This is a genomic window from Streptomyces sp. NPDC002577 (genome assembly GCF_053594815.1).
On the sequence record NZ_JBSFWK010000036.1, the window covers coordinates 1 to 22,534 of the forward strand.

General features: G+C 71.9%; 18 protein-coding genes. 14 read left to right on the forward strand and 4 right to left on the reverse strand.

The window, feature by feature from the left end:
- Positions 1-228 precede the first annotated feature (228 nt).
- The gene (locus ACWD4J_RS32215; RefSeq protein WP_451399004.1) at positions 229-2,373 is read left to right on the forward strand and encodes a primosomal protein N'; all 2,145 of its coding nucleotides are present in this window, start codon (positions 229-231) and stop codon (positions 2,371-2,373) included.
- A 355-nt stretch (positions 2,374-2,728) separates the two neighbouring features.
- Here ACWD4J_RS32215 and ACWD4J_RS32220 read toward each other — a convergent pair whose 3' ends face one another.
- Entirely contained in the window at positions 2,729-3,262 is a 534-nt protein-coding gene (locus ACWD4J_RS32220; protein ID WP_451399005.1) for a hypothetical protein, read from the reverse strand.
- A gap of 311 nt (positions 3,263-3,573) precedes the next feature.
- Between ACWD4J_RS32220 and fmt the strand changes: the two genes are divergently transcribed.
- The 10 genes from fmt (at position 3,574) to ACWD4J_RS32270 (ending at position 14,798) form a co-directional block, all read left to right on the forward strand.
- On the forward strand, positions 3,574-4,518 hold the full coding sequence (fmt, locus tag ACWD4J_RS32225; RefSeq protein WP_451399006.1) for a methionyl-tRNA formyltransferase: 945 nt from the start codon (positions 3,574-3,576) through the stop codon (positions 4,516-4,518).
- Positions 4,519-4,635: 117 nt separating this feature from the next.
- Entirely contained in the window at positions 4,636-6,069 is a 1,434-nt protein-coding gene (locus ACWD4J_RS32230; RefSeq protein WP_451399007.1) for an RsmB/NOP family class I SAM-dependent RNA methyltransferase, read from the forward strand.
- 148 nt (positions 6,070-6,217) lie between these two features.
- The gene (rpe, locus tag ACWD4J_RS32235) at positions 6,218-6,904 is read left to right on the forward strand and encodes a ribulose-phosphate 3-epimerase (RefSeq protein WP_451399008.1); all 687 of its coding nucleotides are present in this window, start codon (positions 6,218-6,220) and stop codon (positions 6,902-6,904) included.
- Positions 6,905-6,982: 78 nt separating this feature from the next.
- The gene (locus tag ACWD4J_RS32240; protein WP_451399009.1) at positions 6,983-8,026 is read left to right on the forward strand and encodes a sugar-binding transcriptional regulator; all 1,044 of its coding nucleotides are present in this window, start codon (positions 6,983-6,985) and stop codon (positions 8,024-8,026) included.
- A 131-nt stretch (positions 8,027-8,157) separates the two neighbouring features.
- Complete coding sequence (locus ACWD4J_RS32245; protein WP_451399010.1) at positions 8,158-8,514, forward strand: barstar family protein; 357 nt, start codon at positions 8,158-8,160, stop codon at positions 8,512-8,514.
- A 106-nt stretch (positions 8,515-8,620) separates the two neighbouring features.
- A complete protein-coding gene (locus ACWD4J_RS32250; RefSeq protein WP_451399070.1) occupies positions 8,621-10,063 on the forward strand; it encodes a GuaB1 family IMP dehydrogenase-related protein in 1,443 nt (480 codons plus the stop codon).
- Positions 10,064-10,262: 199 nt separating this feature from the next.
- Positions 10,263-10,715: an Lrp/AsnC family transcriptional regulator gene (locus ACWD4J_RS32255; RefSeq protein ID WP_451399071.1), complete on the forward strand. Its 453-nt coding sequence runs from the start codon at positions 10,263-10,265 to the stop codon at positions 10,713-10,715.
- A 156-nt stretch (positions 10,716-10,871) separates the two neighbouring features.
- Positions 10,872-12,077: an MFS transporter gene (locus tag ACWD4J_RS32260; protein ID WP_451399011.1), complete on the forward strand. Its 1,206-nt coding sequence runs from the start codon at positions 10,872-10,874 to the stop codon at positions 12,075-12,077.
- 157 nt (positions 12,078-12,234) lie between these two features.
- A complete protein-coding gene (locus ACWD4J_RS32265; protein ID WP_451399012.1) occupies positions 12,235-13,023 on the forward strand; it encodes a carbon-nitrogen hydrolase family protein in 789 nt (262 codons plus the stop codon).
- A 62-nt stretch (positions 13,024-13,085) separates the two neighbouring features.
- Positions 13,086-14,798, forward strand: coding sequence for a flavin monoamine oxidase family protein (locus ACWD4J_RS32270; RefSeq protein ID WP_451399013.1), 1,713 nt, complete (start codon positions 13,086-13,088; stop codon positions 14,796-14,798).
- A gap of 98 nt (positions 14,799-14,896) precedes the next feature.
- Here the strand turns inward: ACWD4J_RS32270 and ACWD4J_RS32275 are convergent, their stop codons facing one another.
- Both ACWD4J_RS32275 and ACWD4J_RS32280 read right to left on the reverse strand, forming a co-directional pair.
- Complete coding sequence (locus tag ACWD4J_RS32275; RefSeq protein WP_451399014.1) at positions 14,897-15,826, reverse strand: LLM class F420-dependent oxidoreductase; 930 nt, start codon at positions 15,824-15,826, stop codon at positions 14,897-14,899.
- Between the two features lie 211 nt (positions 15,827-16,037).
- Positions 16,038-16,736: a DUF5995 family protein gene (locus ACWD4J_RS32280; RefSeq protein WP_451399015.1), complete on the reverse strand. Its 699-nt coding sequence runs from the start codon at positions 16,734-16,736 to the stop codon at positions 16,038-16,040.
- A gap of 299 nt (positions 16,737-17,035) precedes the next feature.
- Here ACWD4J_RS32280 and ACWD4J_RS32285 point away from each other — a divergent pair, with 299 nt between their 5' ends.
- The gene (locus tag ACWD4J_RS32285; RefSeq protein WP_451399072.1) at positions 17,036-18,169 is read left to right on the forward strand and encodes a glycoside hydrolase family 6 protein; all 1,134 of its coding nucleotides are present in this window, start codon (positions 17,036-17,038) and stop codon (positions 18,167-18,169) included.
- A gap of 307 nt (positions 18,170-18,476) precedes the next feature.
- Positions 18,477-19,853, forward strand: coding sequence for a uracil-xanthine permease family protein (locus ACWD4J_RS32290; RefSeq protein WP_451399016.1), 1,377 nt, complete (start codon positions 18,477-18,479; stop codon positions 19,851-19,853).
- Positions 19,854-19,969: 116 nt separating this feature from the next.
- Here ACWD4J_RS32290 and ACWD4J_RS32295 read toward each other — a convergent pair whose 3' ends face one another.
- Positions 19,970-21,427: an MFS transporter gene (locus ACWD4J_RS32295; protein ID WP_451399017.1), complete on the reverse strand. Its 1,458-nt coding sequence runs from the start codon at positions 21,425-21,427 to the stop codon at positions 19,970-19,972.
- A 209-nt stretch (positions 21,428-21,636) separates the two neighbouring features.
- On the opposite strand from ACWD4J_RS32295, the gene ACWD4J_RS32300 reads away from it, so the two are divergent.
- Positions 21,637-22,341: a TetR/AcrR family transcriptional regulator gene (locus tag ACWD4J_RS32300; RefSeq protein WP_451399018.1), complete on the forward strand. Its 705-nt coding sequence runs from the start codon at positions 21,637-21,639 to the stop codon at positions 22,339-22,341.
- Positions 22,342-22,534: the final 193 nt, after the last annotated feature.

Here is a 22,534-nt window from a genome sequence, read left to right on the forward strand (position 1 = left end):
GGGTTACCCCCCCCCCCCCCCCCGCCGCCGCTCGGCGGGCGGCCGGCCCGGCCCCTGCTGGGGGCCGGGCCTCGCGCCGTTTCCGGTCACCACCGTTTCCGGTCACCACCGTTTCCGGTCACCACCGTTTCCGGTCACCACCGTTTCCGGTCACCACCGTTTCTGATCGCCGTCGGCCGGGAGCTCGGGCCGGGTCGGTTGTCGGTGGGGTCTGGTAGGAATGCTGCTGTGAGCAGCGAGAACGGGCAGGGTGCGGGCGCGGGGGGCGCGCCGCCGGAGCAGCTCGCGCTGATTCGGGAGAGTGTGCGCAAGGCAAAGGAGCCACGGGCCAAGCCGCGGACCTGGCGGGGGGCCGCGCTGGCCAGGGAGCGGCCGGTGGCGCGGGTGCTCGTCGACAAGGGCGTGCTGCACCTCGACCGGTACTTCGACTATGCGGTGCCGGAGGAGCTGGACGACCAGGCGCAGCCCGGGGTGCGGGTCCGGGTGCGGTTCGGTGCCGGGCGGCATCGGGTGCGCGAAGGGCGCCGCGAGGGCGGCGGACTCGTCGACGGGTTCCTCGTCGAACGGGTCGCCGAGTCGGAGTACTCCGGGCCGTTGGCCGCGCTCGCCCAGGTGGTGTCCACGGAGCCCGTGCTGAGCGAGGAGCTGCTCGGGCTCGCGCGGGCCGTCGCCGACCGGTATGCGGGCAGCGTTGCCGATGTGCTGCAGCTCGCTGTTCCGCCGCGCAACGCGCGGGCGGAGGCCAAGCCCTCACCGGACCCCCTGCCGGCGCCGCCGGCGCCCGAACCCGGATCGTGGGGGCGGTATGCGCAGGGGCCGGGTTTTCTGGATGCCCTCGCCAAGGGGATGTCACCGCGGGCGGTGTGGAACGCCCTGCCGGGGCCGGAGTGGGCCGACGAGCTGGCGCGAGCCGTCGCCGCGACGCTCGCATCGGGGCGCGGGGCCCTGGTCGTGGTGCCGGACGGCCGGGCCGTGGCCCGTGTCGATACCGCACTGACCGCGCTGCTCGGCACCGGACGGCACTCGGTCCTGACCGCCGATGCCGGGCCCGAGAAGCGGTACCGGCAGTGGCTCGCCGTGCGGCGCGGCTCCGTGCGGGCCGTCGTGGGTACGCGCGCGGCGATGTTCGCTCCCGTCCGCGACCTGGGACTCGTCGCGATCTGGGACGACGGGGACAGCAGCCACAGCGAGCAGCACGCGCCACAGCCCCACGCACGCGAGGTGCTGCTCCTGCGGGCCGCACACGAGAAGTGCGCCTTTCTGCTGGGGAGTTGGAGCTGCACCGTGGAGGCCGCCCAACTCGTGGACAGCGGCTGGGCGCTGCCCCTCGCCGCCGACCGCGAGCAGACACGGCGCGCGGCCCCTCTCGTACGCACGGTGGGGGACGCGGAGCTCGCACGCGACGAGGCGGCGCGGACCGCACGCCTGCCCACGCTGGGCTGGCAGGTCGTCAGGGACGCGCTGCGGCACGGGCCCGTGCTGGTGCAGGTGCCGCGGCGCGGCTATGTGCCGAGGCTGTCGTGCACGCAGTGCAGGGCCCCTGCCCGCTGCAGGCACTGCGCAGGGCCGCTGGAGGCCCAGGACGCCGGGCCGCTGCGGTGCGTGTGGTGCGGGCGGGACGAGACCGCCTGGCACTGCCCCGAGTGCGGGGGGTTCGGGCTCCGGGCCCGGATAGTCGGGGCCCGGCGTACGGCGGAGGAGCTGGGACGCGCGTTCCCCGCGGTGCCGGTGCGCACGTCGGGGCGCGAACACGTGCTGGACACGGTGCCGGCGGGCCCGGCCCTGGTGGTGAGCACGCCGGGCGCCGAGCCCGTCGCCGAAGGCGGCTATGCGGCAGCGCTGCTGCTCGACGGCTGGGCGATGCTGGGGCGGCCCGATCTGCGGGCGGGCGAGGAGGCACTGCGTCGGTGGATCGGGGCTGCCTCGCTCGTACGGGACCAGGGTGCGGGCGGGACGGTCGTGGTCGTCGCCGAGCCGACACTGCGGCCCGTGCAGGCGCTGGTGCGGTGGGACCCGGTCGGACATGCGGCGCGCGAGCTCGCCGAGCGCGCGGAGCTGGGCTTTCCTCCGGTGTCCCGGATGGCGTCGGTGTCGGGGACACCGGATGCCCTGGCGTCCTTCTTCGCCGGGGCCGAACTGCCCGGTGACGCCGAGGTGCTGGGCCCTGTGCCGCTGCCGGTGACGGGCCCCGGCCCTTCGCGCCGCCCGGGCGCGCCGCCGCCCGGCGAGCACTGGGAGCGCGCGCTCGTCCGTGTGCCGCCCGGCCGTGGAGCGGCACTGGCGTCCGCGCTGAAGAAGGCACAGGCTGCGCGCATGGCGCGGGGCGGAACGGAGCCGGTGCGGATTCGGGTCGATCCGCCGGACATCGGGTGACGTCGGCTTCCGGCCGGGGGCGGTGCGCCGGCGGGCGGTGCGCTGGTGCGCCGACTGTCGGTGGTGCTCGGGGCTCGTGCGCGGCTTCCCGGCCGGTGGGGGCTGGTGCGCCTACGACCGGTGGGTGGGTCGGGGCCGCGCCGGGATGTACTCCCCCAGTGCCTTAAGGGCCTGGGAGGTACCCCCAGCGGGCGCACATCCCGGCACGTCCCCTTCGGCACGTACGCGGCTAACGGCCGGTGGCCGGTTTCGGCTGGCCTGTGCCGCGCCATGCCTTCCAGACGGAGACACCGACATGCGTCTGCCTCCCGCCCCGCGCGCGGCTGGCGCGTGGGGCGGGAGGCAGACGCCGGGATCAGCCGTTGCGCGGGCCGGGGAAGGCCCCGGGACGCGCTTCGTCGCGCAGTCCGGGGCTGCCCGCCGTCGGCTGGGTCGGCATGGATCGTGCGGCGGGGACGGCCGGGATCGCCGTGCCCAGGGGAACGGCGCGGGCGCTCGACGACTCCGCCGCGCGCTCGGCGTTGGCCGCTGCCTGGGCCGCGGCCCGCCGGGCACCGTACCGCCGGTGCACCGCCTGCTTCGTCACCCCGAGGGCCGAGCCCACCGCGTCCCACGAGAAGCCCAGTGAGCGGTCGAAGTCCACAGCGGCCGTGACCAGGGTCTCGACGCTGTCCCGCAACTCCTGGGCGAGACGGACCGTCGGTGCGGGTGCCCGTCCGTAGACGACGAAGCCCGTGGAGGGGCCGGAGCGGCGCGGGCGGTAGACGTTGCCCAACTGGGCGGTGAGGGTGCGCAACGCGTCCACCTGCCGGCGGACCCGCTCGATGTCCCGCACCAGCAGGTGCAGGCTGGCCCGAGCCTGGGCGTCGTGGGTTGCATGGTCGGCCATGAACAAGCCTCTCGAACCGGCGTTGAAAGGGATCGGGCCGTGTCGGCGGCCCAAGGGGTCAACTCTTTCTTGACCAACGCGCCGAGCGGTGTGTGGTCACGCTGAAAGGGCGTAAGGGAATATGCGCAGGGCGCACATCTGCGCGTACGCCCCCGCGGTTCCCGCCCGACGCCGGAGGGTTCCTGCCTTGCGTCACCGACCGGCCACGCGGGGGCCTGCCTCCGGCCCATAGACTGGTGCGCTGCCGTCACAGACCCCGGCCCCCGGCCGGACACCTGTGGGCCTGCACGAGAGATGCGAGGTATTTCCGAGTGAAGCTGGTCTTCGCAGGCACCCCCGAGGTCGCCGTTCCCGCTCTGGACGCTCTGATCGCCTCCGGACGGCACGAGGTGGCCGCCGTCGTCACCCGGCCGGACGCACCCGCCGGGCGCGGCCGCCACCTGGTCGCGAGCCCGGTCGCCGTACGCGCCGAGGAGGCCGGCATCGAGGTGCTCAAGCCCGCGAAGCCGCGCGACGAGGACTTCCTGGCGCGGCTGCGGGAGATCGCGCCCGACTGCTGCCCGGTCGTCGCCTACGGGGCGCTGCTGCCCAAGGTCGCCCTCGACATCCCGGTCCACGGCTGGGTCAACCTGCACTTCTCGCTGCTGCCCGCGTGGCGCGGCGCCGCCCCCGTGCAGCACGCCCTCATGGCGGGCGACGAGATCACCGGCGCCTCCACCTTCCTCATCGAGGAGGGGCTGGACTCCGGGCCCGTCTACGGCACCGTGACGGAACAGGTGCGCCCCACCGACACCAGCGGCGATCTGCTCACCCGGCTCGCCTTCGCCGGATCCGGGCTGCTCGTCGCCACCATGGACGGCATCGAGGACGGCACGGTCAAGGCCGTGCCGCAGCCCGCCGATGGCGTCACCATCGCGCCGAAGATCACCGTCGAGGATGCACAGGTCGACTGGTCGGCGCCCGCGCTGCGCGTGGACCGGGTGGTGCGCGGCTGCACGCCGGCCCCCGGTGCGTGGACCGTCTTCCGCGGTGAGCGGCTCAAGCTCATTCAGGTTGCGCTCACCCCCGACCGGCAGGACCTCGCGCCGGGTGAGCTGTCTGTCGGCAAGAACAACGTGCACGTCGGGACCGGGTCGCACGCCGTGGAACTGCTGTGGGTGCAGGCCCAGGGCAAGAAGCCGATGAAGGCGGCGGACTGGGCCCGAGGTGTCCGGAGCGCAGCCGGCGAGCAGCTCGGGGGACAGGGCGTGCGGTAGGGCGTCCCGGTCCGCGGGGCGGGGCAGCGGGGCTTGGGCGTCCGCCCGCCCGCGACGCAGGACGAGGTGCACGTAGGCTTGACGGGTACGTCATCCAGGATCCGGAGCACCTTTTTCGTGAGCGAGTCACCTCGTCGTCCCCGTCCGCAGGGCAAGGGCAAGCCGTACCGCCGTCCCAAGAAGGACCCCGTCCGCATCCTCGCCTTCGAGGCGCTGCGCGCCGTCGACGAGCGCGACGCGTACGCCAACCTCGTCCTGCCCCCGCTGCTGCGCAAGGCCCGTGAGAAGGACGGCTTCGACGGGCGGGACGCGGCGCTGGCCACCGAGCTGGTGTACGGCACGCTGCGCAGGCAGGGCACGTACGACGCGATCATCGCGGCCTGCATCGACCGGCCGCTGCGCGAGGTGGACCCGCCGGTCCTGGACGTGCTGAGCCTCGGCGCGCACCAGCTGCTCGGCACGCGTATCCCGTCGCACGCGGCGGTCTCCGCGACCGTGGAGCTGGCGCGGGTCGTCCTCGGCGACGGGCGCGCCAAGTTCGTCAACGCCGTGCTGCGCAAGGTCGCCCAGCACGATCTGGACGGCTGGCTGGAGCAGGTCGCACCGCCCTACGACGAAGACCCCGAGGACCATCTGGCCGTCGTGCACTCGCATCCGCGGTGGATCGTCTCGGCGCTCTGGGACGCGCTCGGCGGCGGCCGGGCCGGGATCGAGGACCTGCTGGAGGCCGACAACGAGCGGCCCGAGGTGACGCTCGTCGCGCGACCGGGCCGCGCGACCGCCGAGGAGCTGCTGGGGGGCCTGGGCGAGGAGGCGGCCCTGGCAGGCCGCTGGTCCCCCTACGCGGTACGGCTCACGGAGGGCGGCGATCCCGGTTCGCTCGACGCCGTGCGGGAGGGGCGCGCCGGCGTCCAGGACGAGGGCAGCCAGCTCGTCGCGCTCGCCCTTGCGAACGCGCCCGTCGACGGGCCCGACCGGGCATGGCTCGACGGCTGCGCGGGCCCCGGCGGCAAGGCCGCGATGCTCGCCGGTCTCGCCGCCCAGCGGGGTGCCGTGCTCCTCGCCTCCGAGAAGCAGCCGCACCGCGCCGGACTCGTGGCCAAGGCGCTGGCCGGCAACCCCGGCCCGTACCAGGTCATCGCCGCGGACGGCACCCGCCCGCCGTGGCGCCCCGGCGCCTTCGACCGCGTCCTGATGGACGTGCCCTGCACCGGGCTCGGTGCCCTGCGCCGCAGGCCGGAGGCCCGGTGGCGGCGCCGCCCGGACGACCTGGAGGGTTTCGCGCCCCTGCAGCGCGCACTGCTGCGCACCGCCCTCGCCGCGGTCCGTGTCGGCGGCGTCGTCGGCTACGCGACCTGCTCACCGCACCTTGCCGAGACCCGCGCCGTCGTCGACGACGTGCTCAAGCACGACGGTGGTGCCGAGCTCATCGACGCCCGCCCGCTGCTGCCGGGCGTACCGGCGCTGGGCGAGGGGCCGGATGTACAGCTGTGGCCGCATCTGCACGGCACGGACGCGATGTATCTGGCGCTGCTGCGACGCACCGTCTGAGGGCCGGACGGTCGTCGCCGAGGGAGGCCGGACGGGCCCCGTCCGCCGCAGCCGCCCGGCGGCCGGCGGCGGTCCCTGACGTACTCACGGTCGTACTGAGGCACGGACCGAGGAGAGCAACCTGCACCGGGCATGGCAGGCTTGGGGCATGGCCGTGCAGATCAACCCCAGCATCCTGTCCTCGGACTTCGCCCGCCTCGCCGATGAGGCGAAGGCCGTCGAAGGCGCCGACTGGCTCCATGTCGACGTGATGGACAACCACTTCGTCCCGAACCTCACCCTCGGGGTGCCGGTCGTGGAGTCCCTGAGCCGTGCGACGGACACTCCGCTGGACTGCCATCTGATGATCGAGAACCCCGACCGCTGGGCCCCGCAGTACGTCGAGGCCGGTGCCGGCTCGGTGACCTTCCACGTCGAGGCGGCGGCCGCACCCGTGCGCCTCGCGCGCGAGATCCGTGCGAAGGGCGCCCGGGCCTCCATGGCCCTGAAGCCGGCCACGCCCATCGAGCCGTACGAGGACCTGCTCCCCGAGCTGGACATGCTGCTGGTCATGACCGTCGAGCCGGGCTTCGGCGGGCAGGCGTTCCTCGACATCATGCTGCCGAAGATCCGCCGCACCCGTGAGCTGATCAGCAAGCACGGCCTTGAGCTGTGGCTGCAGGTCGACGGCGGTGTCTCGGCCTCCACCATCGAGCGCTGCGCCGAGGCCGGCGCGGACGTCTTCGTCGCCGGTTCGGCGGTGTACGGAGCGGACGACCCGGCCGAGGCGGTACGTGTACTACGCACCCAGGCGGAGGCGGCGACCGCCACCGCCGGATGGGCGTGCAACCACTGACCGACGAGTACGTGAACGCCGCCCATCAGGGCTGATCAAGCACGCCGGATCTGCAAGGATGAACGGCGAATCCAGAGTGTGAACAGCAGTGAGGAGAGCGCCGTGACTGGCATGTCGGCGGGACGGCCAGCCCTGCGGATGGGACCCGCTGAGCTGGTGCAGGCGGCGGCCATGGCCCGTCGCTTCTACCTCGAGGGCAAGTCCAAGATCCAGATCGCCGAGGAGTTCGGCGTCAGCCGGTTCAAGGTGGCCCGGGTTCTGGAGACGGCGCTCGAGCGTGACCTCGTACGGATCGAGATCCGGGTGCCGGCCGAACTGGACGCCGAGCGCTCCGACGCGCTGCGCTCCCGGTACGGCCTGCGGCACGCCGTGGTCGTCGAGTCCCCGGCCGAGGCCGAAGAGTCGCCCGACCCCGAGAACCTCGGCGAGGTCGCGGCGGACCTCCTCGGCGAGCTCGTCAACGAGGGCGATGTCCTCGGCCTCGCCTGGGGCCGTTCGACGATCCACATGGCGGCCGCCCTCGACCGGCTGCCGCCCTGCACCGTCGTGCAGCTGACGGGCGTGTACGACGCCGGGACGGCCGAACGCGGCTCCGTCGAGGCCGTCCGGCGCGCCGCGCAGGTGTCCGGCGGGGACGCGCATCCCATCTACGCGCCGATGCTGCTGCCCGACGCGGCGACGGCCGCGGCGCTGCGCAACCAGACCGGCATCGCCCGCGCCTTCGAGTACTTCGACAAGGTCACCGTGGCCTGTGTGTCCATCGGGTCCTGGGAGGCGGGTATCTCCACGGTCCACGACATGCTCAGCGACGAGGAGCGCGCCCACTACGCGTCGCTCGGTGTCGCCGCCGAGATGTCGGCCCACCTCTTCGACGCGGAGGGGCGGCGGGTCGGCCGGGACCTGGGCGAGCGGTGCATAACTGTCGAGGCCGACCGGCTGCGGCGCATTCCCGAGGTCGTCGCCATCGCGGGCGGTCAGCGCAAGGCGCCGGCGATCGACGCGGTGCTTCGGTCGGGGCTGGTCACCAGCCTCGTCACGGACACGGCGGCTGCGGACTTCCTGATGACCGCCGGCCCCACGCCGCGGCCGGCCCTCGACCGGGCGGACCCGGACGGGCCGTGACCTTTGAGTTCTCCCCACCCCGGACGGGCTGGAATTCAGCCCGTCCGGCGCTTGAGGACCGGGGTCCGGGGCGGAGCCCCAGTTACGGGAAGGGGCGGGGTGGGGGAACGAGACAACCGAGGCGGTGCGAGATGACCGAGCACGGCTGGGCCACCGCCGTCCTCGACCTCACCGGGGTCGAGGACAAGGTGGAGTTCATGGAGCGCTGCGCACGGGCGCTGGAGCTGCCCGCATGGTTCGGGCGGAACTGGGACGCGCTTGCGGACAGCCTCACCGACGCCACCGTATGGCCGTCGGCCGCCGAACGCGGCCTGCTGGTGGTCGTCACGGGCTGGCAGACGTACGCCGCGGCACAGCCGGGGGAGTGGGCCGTCGCGCAGGAGGTCTTCACGGAGGCCGTGGACCGCATGCGGGAGCGGGGCCCGGCGCTGGCGGTGGTCCTGGCGCTCGGAGGATCCGACCAGCCCCTCATCGATATGACTGGATGATTGTCCCGCCCGCTGTACAGCCCTCCCATGGGACAATGAAGTACGTGCTTCTCCCCCTCGGCTGACCTGCCCGGGGGCCACTCTGATCGACTGGGATGTGCAGCACGTGCGTTTCCTCAACGACATCCAGCCCCCGTACGACCTGACGTACGACGACGTCTTCATGGTGCCCAGCCGCTCCGCGGTCGGCTCGCGGCAGGACGTGGACCTCGCGTCGCTGGACGGCTCCGGCACCACGATCCCGCTGGTCGTCGCCAACATGACCGCGATCGCGGGCCGCCGGATGGCGGAGACCGTCGCCCGTCGCGGCGGACTCGTCGTCATCCCCCAGGACATCCCGATCGAGGTCGTCACCGAGGTCGTCTCCTGGGTCAAGCAGCGCCACCTCGTGCTGGACACCCCGATCGTGCTGGCCCCGCACCAGACCGTCGCCGACGCGCTGGCCCTGCTGCACAAGAGGGCGCACGACGCCGGTGTCGTGGTGGACGAGGCCCACAGGCCCATCGGCGTGGTGACCGACGCCGACCTCAGCGGCGTCGACCGCTTCACGCAGCTGACCGAGGTCATGTCGAAGGACCTGTTTCTCCTCGACGCCGACATAGACCCGCGCCAGGCCTTCACCACGCTCGACGGCGCCAACCGCCGGTACGCCCCCGCCGTGGACGGCGACGGCCGCCTCGCCGGCATCCTGACCCGCAAGGGCGCCCTCCGCGCGACCCTCTACAAGCCCGCCGTGGACGGGCAGGGCAGGCTGCGCATCGCCGCCGCCGTGGGGATCAACGGGGACGTGGCGGGCAAGGCCAAGCAGCTCCTCGACGCGGGCGTCGACGCCCTCGTCGTCGACACGGCGCACGGTCACCAGGAGTCGATGATCACCGCGCTGAAGGCCGTGCGGGCGATCGACCCGCAGGTGCCGGTCGTCGCGGGCAACGTCGTCGCGGCCGAGGGCGTCAGGGACCTGATCGAGGCCGGTGCGGACATCGTCAAGGTGGGCGTGGGCCCGGGCGCCATGTGCACCACGCGCATGATGACCGGTGTCGGCCGCCCCCAGTTCTCCGCCGTCCTCGAGTGCGCCGCGGAGGCCAGGAAGTACGGCAAGCACGTGTGGGCCGACGGCGGTGTGCGGCACCCGCGCGACGTCGCCATGGCGCTGGCCGCCGGCGCGTCGAACGTGATGGTCGGCTCGTGGTTCGCGGGCACGTACGAGTCGCCGGGCGATCTGCAGCAGGACGCCGACGGGCGGCTCTACAAGGAGTCGTTCGGCATGGCCTCCGCGCGTGCCGTCCGCAACCGTACGAGCGAGGAGTCCGCGTACGACCGCGCCCGCAAGGCGCTGTTCGAAGAGGGCATCTCCACCTCCCGGATGTTCCTCGACCCGGTCCGTCCGGGCGTCGAGGACCTGATCGACTCGATCATCGCGGGCGTCCGCTCCTCCTGCACTTACGCCGGGGCCAACTCGCTCGAGGAGTTCGCCGAGAAGGCGATCGTCGGTATCCAGAGCGCGGCGGGCTACGCGGAGGGCCAGCCGCTGCACAACAGCTGGAACTGAGCCGGGACCGAGCCGCAACCGAGTCGTCGGAGCGCCGTGACGGCTCTCGACGGTGCGTGCCGCGACGGCTCCCGTGGTCCTGGCCTTGGGGGCCGTCGGACCCGTGTTCTACTTGACTGCCCGCACGCGCACCACCACGCCCGTCTTCCGGCCGCCCCGGCCGCCTGACGACCTCTCCCGGAAAAGTGATCCACCCGCAGTGCTGAACGATCTCGACGAACGCATCGTGCACGCCCTCGCCGAGGACGCCCGCCGCTCCTACGCCGACATCGGCCAGCTCGTCGGACTGTCCGCGCCCGCCGTGAAGCGGCGCGTGGACCGGCTGCGCGCCACCGGCGCCATCACCGGATTCACGGTCCGCGTCGACCCGGCCGCCCTCGGCTGGGAGACCGAGGGGTTCGTCGAGCTCTACTGCCGGCGCAACACCTCGCCCGAGACCATCCAGCGGGGTCTCGAGCGCTACCAGGAGGTCGTGGCCGCCTCGACCGTCACGGGTGACGCGGACGCCGTCGTGCAGGTGTTCGCCTCCGACATGCGGCACTTCGAGCGGGTCCTGGAGCGGATCGCGGGGGAGCCGTTCGTCGAGCGCACGAAGTCCGTGCTGGTCCTGTCGCCGTTGGTGCGCCGGTTCTCGTCGGGTTCGCCGGCGTAGGACACAGGTGCCGGTCGGCGCCATCTGGGCCGGACGCGCGAGCCCGTCTAGCATCGGTCCCATGACCTGGCGACATTGATCCACCAGCCGTGCCTCCCGAGGGCCGCCTCGGACGCCGTACCTCCGGTGTCCGAAACGTCCCTGTGGGAAGGCCTCATGACTCTTTCACCTGCGCGTGTGTCCGGCACCGGTGTCCGGCGGCTGACGACCACGCTGTACGGCTACGCGTTCCTCGACGACTTCGTCCTGCTCTACCCGGTGTACGCGCTGCTGTTCCGCGACACCGGTCTGACGGTCTGGCAGATCTCCTCGCTGTTCGCCGTGTGGTCGCTGACCGGTGTCCTGCTGGAGATCCCGTCCGGCGCCTGGGCCGACGCCGTGTCGCGGCGCCTGCTGCTGTGGCTCGGGCCGCTGCTCACCGCCGCCGGCTTCGCCCTGTGGGTACTCGCCCCGTCGTACTGGGCGTTCGCCCTCGGCTTCGTGCTCTGGGGTGCCAAGGGAGCCCTGAGCTCCGGCGCGCTGGAGGCGCTGGTGTACGAGGAACTCGACCGGCTCGGCGCGGTCGACCGGTACGCGCGCGTGATGGGCCGGGCACGGGCCGCCGGGCTGGTGGCGGTGACGGCTGCGATGGGGCTGGCCGGGCCGGTGTTCGCGGCCGGCGGCTATCCCGCCGTGGGGCTCGCCAGCGTGCTGGCCTGTCTGCTGGCCGCGTTCGCCGCGTACCGGTTCCCGGAGCACCACGTCGCGACCACCCCGCACGAGGCCGCGGACGACGAGCCCGGCGACGGGTGGGTCCGCACCCTGCGGGCCGGTCTCGCCGAGGCCCGCGGCGACCGGTCCGTGCGCGGTGCCCTGCTGCTCGTCCCTGCCGTCACCGCCGTGTGGGGCGCGCTCGACGAGTACACGCCGCTGCTGGTACGCGACACCGGCATATCCGAAGGCGCCGTACCGCAGTTGCTGCTGATGGTCTGGGCCGGGGCGACGGCGGGCGGGCTGCTGGCCGGCGTGGGACAGAGGCTCGGGACGTCCGGACTCGCCGGGCTGCTCGCGGGCTCCGCGCTGGCCCTGGCCGCGGGCGCGGCGGCGCGCACCCCCTCCGGCATCGCGCTGGTGGCCCTCGCCTTCGGCGGTTTCCAGCTGGCGAGCGTCCTGGCCGACGCCCGGCTCCAGCAGCGCATCGAAGGAACAGGACGGGCCACCTTGACCTCGGTCGCAGGGGTGGGCACGGACCTCACCACGGTCGCCGTATACGGCGCTTACGCGGTGATCGGATCGACCACCGCGCACAGCACCGTATTCGCGCTGATGGCGGTGCCGTACCTGGTCACGGCGCTGCTGCTGGCGTCCCGAGCGCATCCGTGACCTGCGGCTTCCGCCGCGCAACGAATCGCCGCCAGACCCCTGTACGACGCAACGATTCGTTCACCGATGCGCAACGGCTCCTGCTTGTGACGCCACGGCCGCCGCCCGTACGGTCTATCCGGCCCCCCAATCCCCGTCCCACGGTGAGGAATCACGCATGCGCACCGCCCTGCTCCAGAGCTCCGGCCGGCCCGGTTCGGTCGTCGAGAACCTCAAGGTCCTCGACGAGGCCGCGGGCCGGGCGGCAGCGGCGGGCGCAGGGCTGCTGGTGACGCCGGAGATGTTCCTGACCGGGTACGCGATCGGCGACGGCGTCGCCCGGCTCGCCGAGCCCGCCGACGGCGACTCCGCCGACGCGGTCGCGGAGATCGCCGGACGGCACGGGCTCGCGATCGCCTACGGCCATCCCGAGCGGTCCGGCGACCGGGTCTTCAACTCCGTCCAGCTCATCGCCGCCGACGGCACCCGCCTGGCGAACTACCGCAAGACCCACCTCTTCGGCTGTTTCGAACGCGACCACTTCACGCCTGGGGAGCAGCCGGTGGTGCAGGCGGAGCTGAACGGCCTCCGCGTCGGCCTGATGATCTGCTACGACGTGGAGTTCCCGGAGAACGTCCGTGCCCACGCCCTCGCGGGCACCGACCTGCTCCTGGTGCCCACGGCCCAGATGCACCCGTTCCAGTTCGTGGCCGAGTGCGTGGTCCCGGTGCGGGCCTTCGAGAGCCAGATGTACATCGCGTACGTCAACCGCGTCGGCCAGGAAGGGGAGTTCGACTTCGTCGGGCTCTCCACGCTGGCCGGGCCCGACGGGGTCGCCCGGGCGCGCGCCGGACGCGGTGAGGAACTGGTCCTCGTCGACGCCGACCCCGTCCTTCTCGCGGCTTCCCGCGAGGCCAACCCGTATCTGAAGGACCGCCGCCCCGGCCTCTACGGGTCCCTCGTCTGAACCCCAGACCTCCCCCTTTTTTTCTGATTTTTCAGACTTTTCGCGCAAGGAGTCCGTACCCCATGACGTCCACGGTGCCCAACGCCGTCCAGCACACCGGCGGCGCGCAGCCGCCGATCACCATGTTCGGGCCGGACTTCCCCTACGCCTACGACGACTTCCTCGCGCACCCCGCGGGCCTCGGGCAGATGCCCGCGACCGAGCACGGCACCGAGGTCGCCGTCGTCGGCGGCGGACTGTCCGGCATCGTGGCGGCGTACGAGCTGATGAAGATGGGCCTCAAGCCGGTCGTCTACGAGGCCGACCGGATCGGCGGGCGGCTGCGGACCGTGGGCTTCGACGGCTGCGACCCCTCGCTCACCGCGGAGATGGGCGCGATGCGCTTCCCGCCGTCCTCGACTGCGCTGCAGCACTACATCGACCTGGTGGGCCTTCAGACCCAGCCCTTCCCGAACCCGCTCGCCGAGGCCACCCCGTCCACGGTCGTCGACCTCAAGGGCGAATCGCACTACGCCGAGACGCTCGACGACCTGCCGCAGGTCTACCGGGACGTCGCCGACGCGTGGAACGCCTGTCTGGAAGAGGGTGCCGACTTCTCCGACATGAACCGGGCCATGCGCGAGCGCGACGTCCCGCGCATCCGCGAGATCTGGTCCCGGCTCGTCGAAAAGCTCGACAACCAGACCTTCTACGGCTTCCTCTGCGACTCGGAGGCCTTCAGGTCCTTCCGGCACCGCGAGATCTTCGGCCAGGTCGGCTTCGGCACCGGCGGCTGGGACACCGACTTCCCCAACTCCATCCTGGAGATCCTGCGCGTCGTGTACACCGAGGCCGACGACCACCACCGCGGCATCGTCGGCGGCAGCCAGCAGCTTCCGCTGCGGCTGTGGGAGCGCGAGCCGGAGAAGATCGTGCACTGGCCCTACGGCACGTCTCTCAAGTCGCTGCACGTGAACGGCGAGCCGCGCCCGGCCGTGACCCGGCTGCACCGCACCGCCGGCAACCGCATCACCGTCACGGACGCCTCCGGAGACATCCGCTCCTACCGAGCCGTGATCTTCACCGCCCAGTCCTGGATGCTGCTGTCCAAGATCGCGTGTGACGACGAGCTCTTCCCGATCGACCACTGGACGGCGATCGAGCGCACCCACTACATGGAGTCCAGCAAGCTCTTCGTACCGGTCGACCGGCCCTTCTGGCTGGACAAGGCCGTCGACGACAGGGGAAATCCGACGGGGCGGGACGTCATGTCGATGACGCTCACCGACCGTATGACGCGCGGGACCTACCTCCTCGACAACGGCCCCGACAAGCCCGCCGTCATCTGCCTCTCCTACACCTGGTGCGATGACAGCCTCAAGTGGCTGCCGCTGTCGGCCGGCGAGCGCATGGAGGTCATGCTCAAGTCGCTCGGCGAGATCTATCCGAAGGTCGACATCAGGAAGCACATCATCGGCAACCCGGTGACCGTCTCCTGGGAGAACGAGCCGTACTTCATGGGCGCGTTCAAGGCCAACCTGCCCGGCCACTACCGCTACCAGCGGCGCCTGTTCACCCACTTCGTGCAGGACCGCCTGCCCGAGGACAAGCGCGGCATCTTCCTCGCCGGTGACGACATCTCCTGGACGGCGGGCTGGGCCGAGGGCGCCGTCCAGACGGCGCTCAACGCGGTGTGGGGCGTCATGCACCAGCTGGGCGGGGCGACCGATCCGACGAACCCCGGCCCGGGCGACGTGTACGACGAGATCGCGCCGGTCGAACTGCCGGAGGACTGACGGGAAGCGGAAGCGGTCTCCGGGCGGGAAACCACGGGTCTCCCGCCCCCCGGCCGAGCTCCCGCACTGCTCAGCCCCCGGCCGAGCTCCCGTCCTGCTCAGACCCCGGCGGCCCGCGCCGCCTCGTACACCTCCGCTGCCACGTCCTTGAGCTCCTCCGCGTTCCGGACGGAGCTGCTGAGGTCGACGAAGATCTCGTCCAGACCGACCTCGGCATGCGCGACGAGGTCCTCGACGATCTGTTCGACGTTCCCCTGGAAGGGGGCGCGGTCCTCGCCTTCGTACGCCTTCGCCGAGTACCGCGTGTTCACCCGGAGCACGCTCTGGACCGGCTCCGTGCGGCCCTTCTCCGCTGCCGCGTCCTGCACCTGGCGCCACTGTGCGGCGAGCTGGTCGGCGCCCATGGCGGCCGGCATCCAGCCGTCGGCGCGCTCCACGAGCCGGCGCAGCGCGCGCGGGCTGCTCGCCGGGAGCAGGATCGGGATGGGACGGGCGGGCTTCGGGCCCACCTCCGACGGCGCGATCGTGGTCAGTGTTCCCTCGTACGACACGGGGTCCGGGCCCCAGACCGCCCGGCACACGTCGAGGAGTTCGTCGAGGACCTTGCCGCGCTGCTCGAACGGGGCCACCGACGCGGCTGCGTACTCGTCGTGAGACCAGCCCGTGCCGAGCCCGGCCACCACCCGGCCGTCGCTCGCGGCGTCCAGCGTGGCGAGGGAGCGGGCCAGCTGGAAGGGCACGTGCAGCGGGGCGATCAGCACGCTGGTGCCCAGCCGCGCGCGTTCGGTGACGGCGGCGGCCAGCGTCAGCGTCACCAGCGGGTCGGCCACCGAGCGGTACTGGTCGGGCCAGGGCAGGCCCGGGATCCCGTAGAGGCCCTGCGTCGCCGGCTCGGGGAACAGGATCCGCTCGAACACCCACAGGCTCTCGTACCCGATGGCCTCGGCCGCCTTCGCCACCGCGGGCACGTCGCGGCCGATGTCGTACTGCTTCATCTGCGGGAGTGCCAGTCCGAGTGGAATCGCCATGCCTGTGCTCCTTCGCATCAGTGACCGGTCGCTGTCGGCGGGCGCAGCGCTCGCCCGGCCGGCGCACACGGCGCGGTGTCGTCCGCGTCACCGTCCGGCTCGTCAACGTACAGCGCACACACAGATTCCCCATGTCGACGACCCGGCACGGCTGGATCTGTGCGTACGTCAAGGCTGGACCGGTACGGCGGCGGCCCGCCGCAGTGACCCGTCAGCCCGGCAGCGGAGTGAGCAGCATGCGGCCCACCAGCCCCACGCCCGTGTCGAGCCGCTGAGTGAACTCCTCCACGACCTCCGGGAGTTTGCGCAGTGCCCAGAGCGTCCGGGCCGCCGCCCATGCGCCGTCCCGCGCGCGTTCCAGACTCCACGAGCCGACCAGATGCGTCAGCGGGTCGGCGATCTGCAGCAGATCGGGACCGGGCATCAGATCTTCGCGGATGCGCTCCTCCAGCGACACGAGGAGGTCGCCCACGCGATCGAACTCGTCCTCCAGCTCGGCCGGTTCGCAGTCGAGCGTACGACAGGTGTCCACGACGGCGAGCGCCAGATCGTGCCCGATGTGCGCATTGATGCCCGCGAGTGCGAACTGCAACGGACGTACGCCGGGATGGCGCCGATACTCGAACAGCGGCCGCCAGCATGCCGGAGGGCGGCGTTCTTCGGCCACCGCGTCCACCGCCGCGAGATAGCGCTCGGCGAACCGAACGTCCAGGGTGGCGGCGGCGCGCGGGTCCGGGAACTCATCTGTGTCGATACGCCGGTCGACCTCTTCCGTGACGGTCAGGTAGACGTGGTTGAAGACCGCTACGCCGTCATCGACCGGCCACGCCGCGCCCAGCGCGCGCATCCGCGCCACCACCGCGTCGACCCCGTGCGGCGGCGAATATGTGAACTGTTCCAACTGCGCCATGGGGGCAGGGTCCCAGCCCTAGGCTGGCGCGGGTGCCGCCGGGCCGCGGGCTTCCCCAGAACGGGGGAACGCGCGCCGCTTCCTGCGGACCGGGCCAGGACATGACCTGGCACCGGCAGGCCAGGACATGGCCCCGCCCGGCACCGGCAGACATGGACCGACCACGGCGCAGGGGACCGCCGGACCAGGCCGTGGCGCGAGAGAGCGCCACGGAGAAGGGGGAACAGCACGTGTCAGGCCCACGCGCGCAGCGCCTGGCGGAACGCAGGAGGCGGCGCGGGCGCACCGGCCGCGCTGCCATGGCCGCGGCGGCATCGGTCGTGGTAGCGGTCGGCACGGTCACCGGCCTGGTCAACGCGCTTGACCAGGGCGGCGGAACGGACGAGGCGCGGCCGACGGTGACCAGGTCGCCGAGTCTGCTGCCGCTGCCCGCGGTGCCCAGCACGTCCCCGTCCACCATCTCGGCCTCGCCGTCGCCCTCCAAGTCCTCGCCCAAACCGTCGCCCAAGGCCAAGGTCACCACCAAGGCGCCGAAGACGTCCGCTCCCGCAGCGCCCGCTGTGTCCACGCGGCTGTATCTGCACAACGACTCGCAGGTGCTCGACTGGGTACGGGCCAACCGCGGCGATCCGCGGCGGCCGCTCATCGAGTCCCGGATCGCCGACCAGCCCGCTGCGGTGTGGTTCGCCGACTACACGCCTTCGACGATCACCTCACGCGTGCGTGCGGTCACGTCGAGGGCCGCGGCGAGCGGCCGGGTGCCGGTCGTCGTGCCGTACGCGATTCCGCAGCGAGACTGCGGGGGTGCGTCCCAGGGTGGGGCGCCCGACCTCGACGCGTACGACGCGTGGATCGACAAGTTCGCCGCCGGGCTCGGCTCCGGCGAGGTCATCGTGATCCTGGAACCCGACTCCCTCGCGCAGATCGACTGTCTCTCGGCGGGCGACCAGGCGGGGCGGTACGCCTCCCTGGCCCGCGCGGGCCGCGTCCTCAAGGCGGCGGACCCCCGGGCCAGGGTCTACTACGACGCGGGCCACTCCGACTGGAACCCGCCCGCCACACAGGCGGCCCGGCTGCGGCAGGCGGGCGCGGCGTCGGCCGCCTCCTCCGACGGCATCTTCACCAACGTCTCGAACTTCCACCGCACCACCGAGGAAGTGGCCTACGCCCGCCAGGTCCTGTCGGCGCTCGGCGGGCCGGCCGGCCTGGGCGCGGTCATCGACACCAGCCGGAACGGCAACGGTGCCCCGGCGGACGGCGAGTGGTGCGACCCGGCGGGCCGCAAGCTCGGCCAGGCGCCGACGTTGCATACCGGACTGGCCCGAATCGACGCCTACCTCTGGGTCAAGCTGCCCGGCGAGTCCGACGGCTGCAAGGGCGCACCGGGCACATTCACCCCGGACTACGCCTACGACCTGGTGACGGGCGGCTGACCCCCCGACGCGTCGCCGCCCCGTGGCGTTGATCGAGATCTGGGCGCCGGGCAGGCCGATCATGCCGTGGACAAGGACGGCGGTCCGAGGATGGGCGCTATGAACATCGCAACCTGTTTGCATCGCTGAATGGGGGGTGCGAACGAGCCCCCCGTACCATTGTCGACGTGGAACCCGGTACATCCCCGACGAGCGGCCAGGTCACGCGGATGACGGTCCGGGTTGGGGGCGACACCGGGTCGATTCGAACGGTTGACCACTGATCTTGTACTTTCCGTTCGGTAAGTACACGAACGGAGAGTGCTGAATGTCGGGTTTCGGGTGGAAGCTGCATGGCGATGGCCGGCATCTGAAACCAGGTGAGGTCGTCAAGCCGAACGAGCGGCTCACCTGGACCCGGACGGTCGGGTTGGGTGCGCAGCACGTCGTCTCGATGATCGGTGCCTGCTTCGTCGCCCCGGTGCTGATGGGGCTCAACCCGAGCCTCGGCCTCATGGCCTCGGGCGTCGCGACCCTGCTGTTCCTGGTCATCACGCGCGGACGAGTCCCCAGCTACCTGGGATCGTCGCTCTCCTTCGTCGGTGTCGCCGCTGTCATCGGCAGCCAGGGCGGTGGGCCGGCGGAACTCACCGGCGCGCTGTTCGTGGTGGGCCTCGCCCTGGCCGTGGTCGGTGTCGTGGTCCAGCGCCTCGGCGCGCGGGTCATCCACGCGGTGCTGCCGCCGGCGGTGACAGGCGCCGTCGTCATGCTGATCGGCTTCAATCTCGCTCCGGTGGCCGCGGGAACCTACTGGCCGCAAGACCAGTGGACGGCGCTCGCCACGATGCTGTTCACCGGTCTCGCGCTCGTCGTCCTGCGCGGATTCTGGTCACGTATCGCCATTTTCCTGGGCCTGGTCTTCGGTTATCTGCTCTCCTGGATCCTCGACCTCGCACTGGGCAAGATCCACTCTGCCGACGGCAGCGGCAAGGTCGTGGACCACTGGCGTCTCGACCTGAGCTCGGTCAAGGAAGCCGCCTGGATCGGCTTCCCCGACATGCACGCGCCCACGTTCAGCGCGTCGGCGATCGTCGTCGCCCTCCCCGTCCTGATCGCTCTGGTCGCCGAGAACACCGGCCACATCAAGGCGGTCGGCGAGATGACCGGCGACCCCCTCGACGACAAGCTCGGCACTGCCATCGCCGCGGACGGCGCGGCCACCATGCTCTCCACCGTCGCCGGTGGCCCGGCCACGACCACGTACGCCGAGAACATCGGCGTCATGGCCGCCACCCGCGTCTACTCGACCGCCGCCTACATGTGTGCCGCGTTCTTCGCGCTTCTCTTCGGCCTGTGCCCGAAGTTCGGGGCGTTCGTCGTGGCCATCCCGGGCGGTGTGCTGGGCGGCATCACCGTCATCCTCTACGGCATGATCGGCCTGCTCGGTGCCCAGATCTGGATCCGTAACAAGGTCGACTTCAGCCAGCCGCTCAACCTGATTCCGGCAGCCGCCGGCGTCATCGTCGGCATCGGCGGCGTATCGCTGAAGATCACCGACAACTTCGAGCTCAGCGGCATCGCCCTCGGCACCCTCCTGGTGCTCACCGGCTACCACTGCCTCCGTTGGCTCTCCAAGGCAGCGGGCACGCCGCAGGGGGCGCTGCTGGACGCGGGCACGACGAGGTACGACGACTCGGTGGCGTAGGCGGGGAACGCGCGCTGACGGAGACGTACGGGCGCGGGCGGGGCTCTTCGAGCCGCCGTTCGCGCCCGTTCCCGTTACCGGTTCTGTCGGGCCGGCGGAGTGTGGCGAGGCGTCGTTCAGGCGTCCTGCCGTCGGCTGCCGGTGCGCAGGAAGGTCGCGGCGATCAGGGCGCCGAGCAGGACGAGCGCGGCGTTGACGGCGATCGCGACGGCGACGCCGTGGTGGATGGCGGCGGCGGTGGTGGCGCCGGCGGTGGCCGAGGTGACGACCGCGGACATGATCGGCGTACCCATGGTGATGCCGACCTGCTGGGACATCGAGGTGAGCCCGGTGGCGAGGCCCTGCTCCCGGTCGGGCAGGCCGCTGGTGGCGGTGACCATGAAGCCGACGATGGTGAGCATGTTGCCGACCCCGCCGAAGAAGGTGGCGGGCAGCAGCAGTGCCATGGACGGGCCGGTCGAGGTGCCGAGAAACAGGAGCGCGGCGGTGCAGACGGTCTGGATCAGCCCCCCTGCGACCAGCGCGGTCAGGGTCGAGGTCTTCGCGATCACCTTCGGCGCGACGAGGCCGCCGAGGACGGTGCCGAGCCCCAGGACGCCGAAGGAGATTCCGGCGGCGAGCGGGGAGAAGCCGAGGGTCTTCTGCAGGTAGAGCGTGAGCAGGTAGACGAGTGAGGTCTCGGTGACGAAGGCGACCAGGCCGAGGACATTGCCCCAGGCGACATTGCGGCGTGAGAGGACGTCCAGCGGGACCAGCGGCTCGGTGACGTTGCGTTCGATCAGGACGAACACCGCGAGCAGCACCGCGCCGGAGATCAGGCCGGTCAGGGCGTGCGCATCGGTCCAGCCGTACTCGCCGGCCTGGGTGAGCCCGTAGACCAGGCCGAGCAGGCCCAGGGTGACGGCCAGGGCGCCGGGCAGGTCCAGCCTCGGACGGATGGCCGGCTCGGACTCCTTGATGACGGTCGGGGCGATCGCAACGACGACGAGGGCGACGGGCAGGTTGATGAAGAACGCCCAGCGCCAGGAGAACAGGTCGGTCAGGATGCCGCCGAGGATGGCGCCGGTGGTGAAACCGGCCGACATCAGCGCGCCGTTGATGCCCAGCGCCTTCTGCCGCAGCGGGCCCTCGGGGAACGAGGTGGTCAGCAGGGACAGGCCCGCCGGGGTGGCGGCGGCGGTGGCCAGACCCTGCGCGACGCGGGCGGCGATGAGGATCTCCGGGCTGGTGGCCAGGCCGCCGGCCAGCGAGGCGAGCCCGAGCAGTGCCAGGCTGCCGAGGAAGATCTTCTTACGGCCGACCAGGTCGCCGATGCGGCCGAAGAAGAGCGTGAAACCCGCAGCGCACAACGCGAAGGCGGTGGCGATCCACTGCAGGTTCGCCAGGGAGAAACCAAGGCTGTCGCCGATCGCGGGCAGCGCCACGTTCAGGATCGAGAAGTCGACGGCCAGCATGAACTGGGCCACCAGCAGCACCGCGAGGACGAGCTTCGACCTGCCGGTCAGCGGCTGGGACTGATCCGGTGCTGCAGCAGCATGCACCGTGCGTCGCGACGCCGTCTTCGGCGTGGACATGGCGATCACTTCCTTTCATCTCCGCCCGCACGCCGACATCGGAGCCGAGAGACGGCGGAGAGAGGGGGCCGAGGAGATCACGGATGGAACAGTTAATGGCACTGTGGTTCCGTTACGGTGGCGAAGGTAGCACGACTGCAGTCGTAAGGGAACTGGGGTCCCGTTATGCTGGGCGTGGCATCGTGGAGCGCTGCTCGAAAGGAGGTCGCATGTCCGCCACCCCTGCCCCCGGCACCGTCCGCCCCGGCGGCCGCACCGCCCGCGTCCGCGAGGCGGTCCTGCAGGCCACCGGCGACGCCTTGGCCCAGGACGGCTTCGAGGCACTCGACTTGGCGGACATCGCGCACCGCGCCGGCGTCGGCAAGACCACCCTCTACCGACGCTGGGGCACCCCCGGCGCCCTTGCCGCGGACCTGCTCGCCGACATGGCCGAGCAATCCCTGCCGCGCACGGACACCGGTTCCCTCGAAGAAGACCTCACGGCGAACGCGCGCCTGGTCGTCAAAACCCTGACCGACCCCCGTCAAGCGCGCCTGTTCAAAGCCCTGATCGCCGCATCCCTCTGCAACGAACAGGCCGCCGAAGCCCTCCACCGTTTCTACGACGTACGCATCGCCGAATGGGCCGGCTGTGTCACCGACGCCATCCGGCGCGGCGAACTCCCCGACGACACCGACCCGCACGCCGTCATCGCCGCCGTATCGGCCCCGCTCTACTACGCCTTCCTCAACACCGGACGCACCCCGACCACCCTCGACGCCGACCGCGCCGCGCGCGCCGCCACCGCCGCCGCGCGCGTCGGCACCTGGACACAGCTGCCCGTGAAGTCGCCCGCCGCCTCACCCGGGGCCAAGGGCGAGAAGAGCCTGCCCCAGCCTCCCGCCGCTCCGGTCAGGCTTCCGCAAGCGGACTGAACTCAGAGGTCGTACGAAAGCCTCGTCATGCAGGTGCACGTGCGGCAGGGAACCGTTGTACTTCCGCCATGGTCGACTACCTGCAAAGGGACACCTCCGACCGGCTTCAGTACTTCACCCACCGTGGCTTCCGCGGCGCCAGGCCCTTGGCTCGCCACCAGCTGCCCTACGACACACCGCAGATCCTGAACGT

Excerpts from the sequence above, each read along its gene's own strand:
- ACWD4J_RS32220 (WP_451399005.1), bottom strand. The coding sequence starts at position 3,262 with ATGGCCGACCATGCAACCCACGACGCCCAGGCTCGGGCCAGCCTGCAC.
- rpe (WP_451399008.1), top strand. The coding sequence starts at position 6,218 with ATGGCCGTGCAGATCAACCCCAGCATCCTGTCCTCGGACTTCGCCCGC.
- ACWD4J_RS32245 (WP_451399010.1), top strand. The coding sequence starts at position 8,158 with ATGACCGAGCACGGCTGGGCCACCGCCGTCCTCGACCTCACCGGGGTC.
- ACWD4J_RS32260 (WP_451399011.1), top strand. The coding sequence starts at position 10,872 with ATGACTCTTTCACCTGCGCGTGTGTCCGGCACCGGTGTCCGGCGGCTG.
- ACWD4J_RS32265 (WP_451399012.1), top strand. The coding sequence starts at position 12,235 with ATGCGCACCGCCCTGCTCCAGAGCTCCGGCCGGCCCGGTTCGGTCGTC.
- ACWD4J_RS32270 (WP_451399013.1), top strand. The coding sequence starts at position 13,086 with ATGACGTCCACGGTGCCCAACGCCGTCCAGCACACCGGCGGCGCGCAG.
- ACWD4J_RS32275 (WP_451399014.1), bottom strand. The coding sequence starts at position 15,826 with ATGGCGATTCCACTCGGACTGGCACTCCCGCAGATGAAGCAGTACGAC.
- ACWD4J_RS32280 (WP_451399015.1), bottom strand. The coding sequence starts at position 16,736 with ATGGCGCAGTTGGAACAGTTCACATATTCGCCGCCGCACGGGGTCGAC.
- ACWD4J_RS32285 (WP_451399072.1), top strand. The coding sequence starts at position 17,036 with ATGGCCGCGGCGGCATCGGTCGTGGTAGCGGTCGGCACGGTCACCGGC.
- ACWD4J_RS32290 (WP_451399016.1), top strand. The coding sequence starts at position 18,477 with ATGTCGGGTTTCGGGTGGAAGCTGCATGGCGATGGCCGGCATCTGAAA.
- ACWD4J_RS32295 (WP_451399017.1), bottom strand. The coding sequence starts at position 21,427 with ATGTCCACGCCGAAGACGGCGTCGCGACGCACGGTGCATGCTGCTGCA.
- ACWD4J_RS32300 (WP_451399018.1), top strand. The coding sequence starts at position 21,637 with ATGTCCGCCACCCCTGCCCCCGGCACCGTCCGCCCCGGCGGCCGCACC.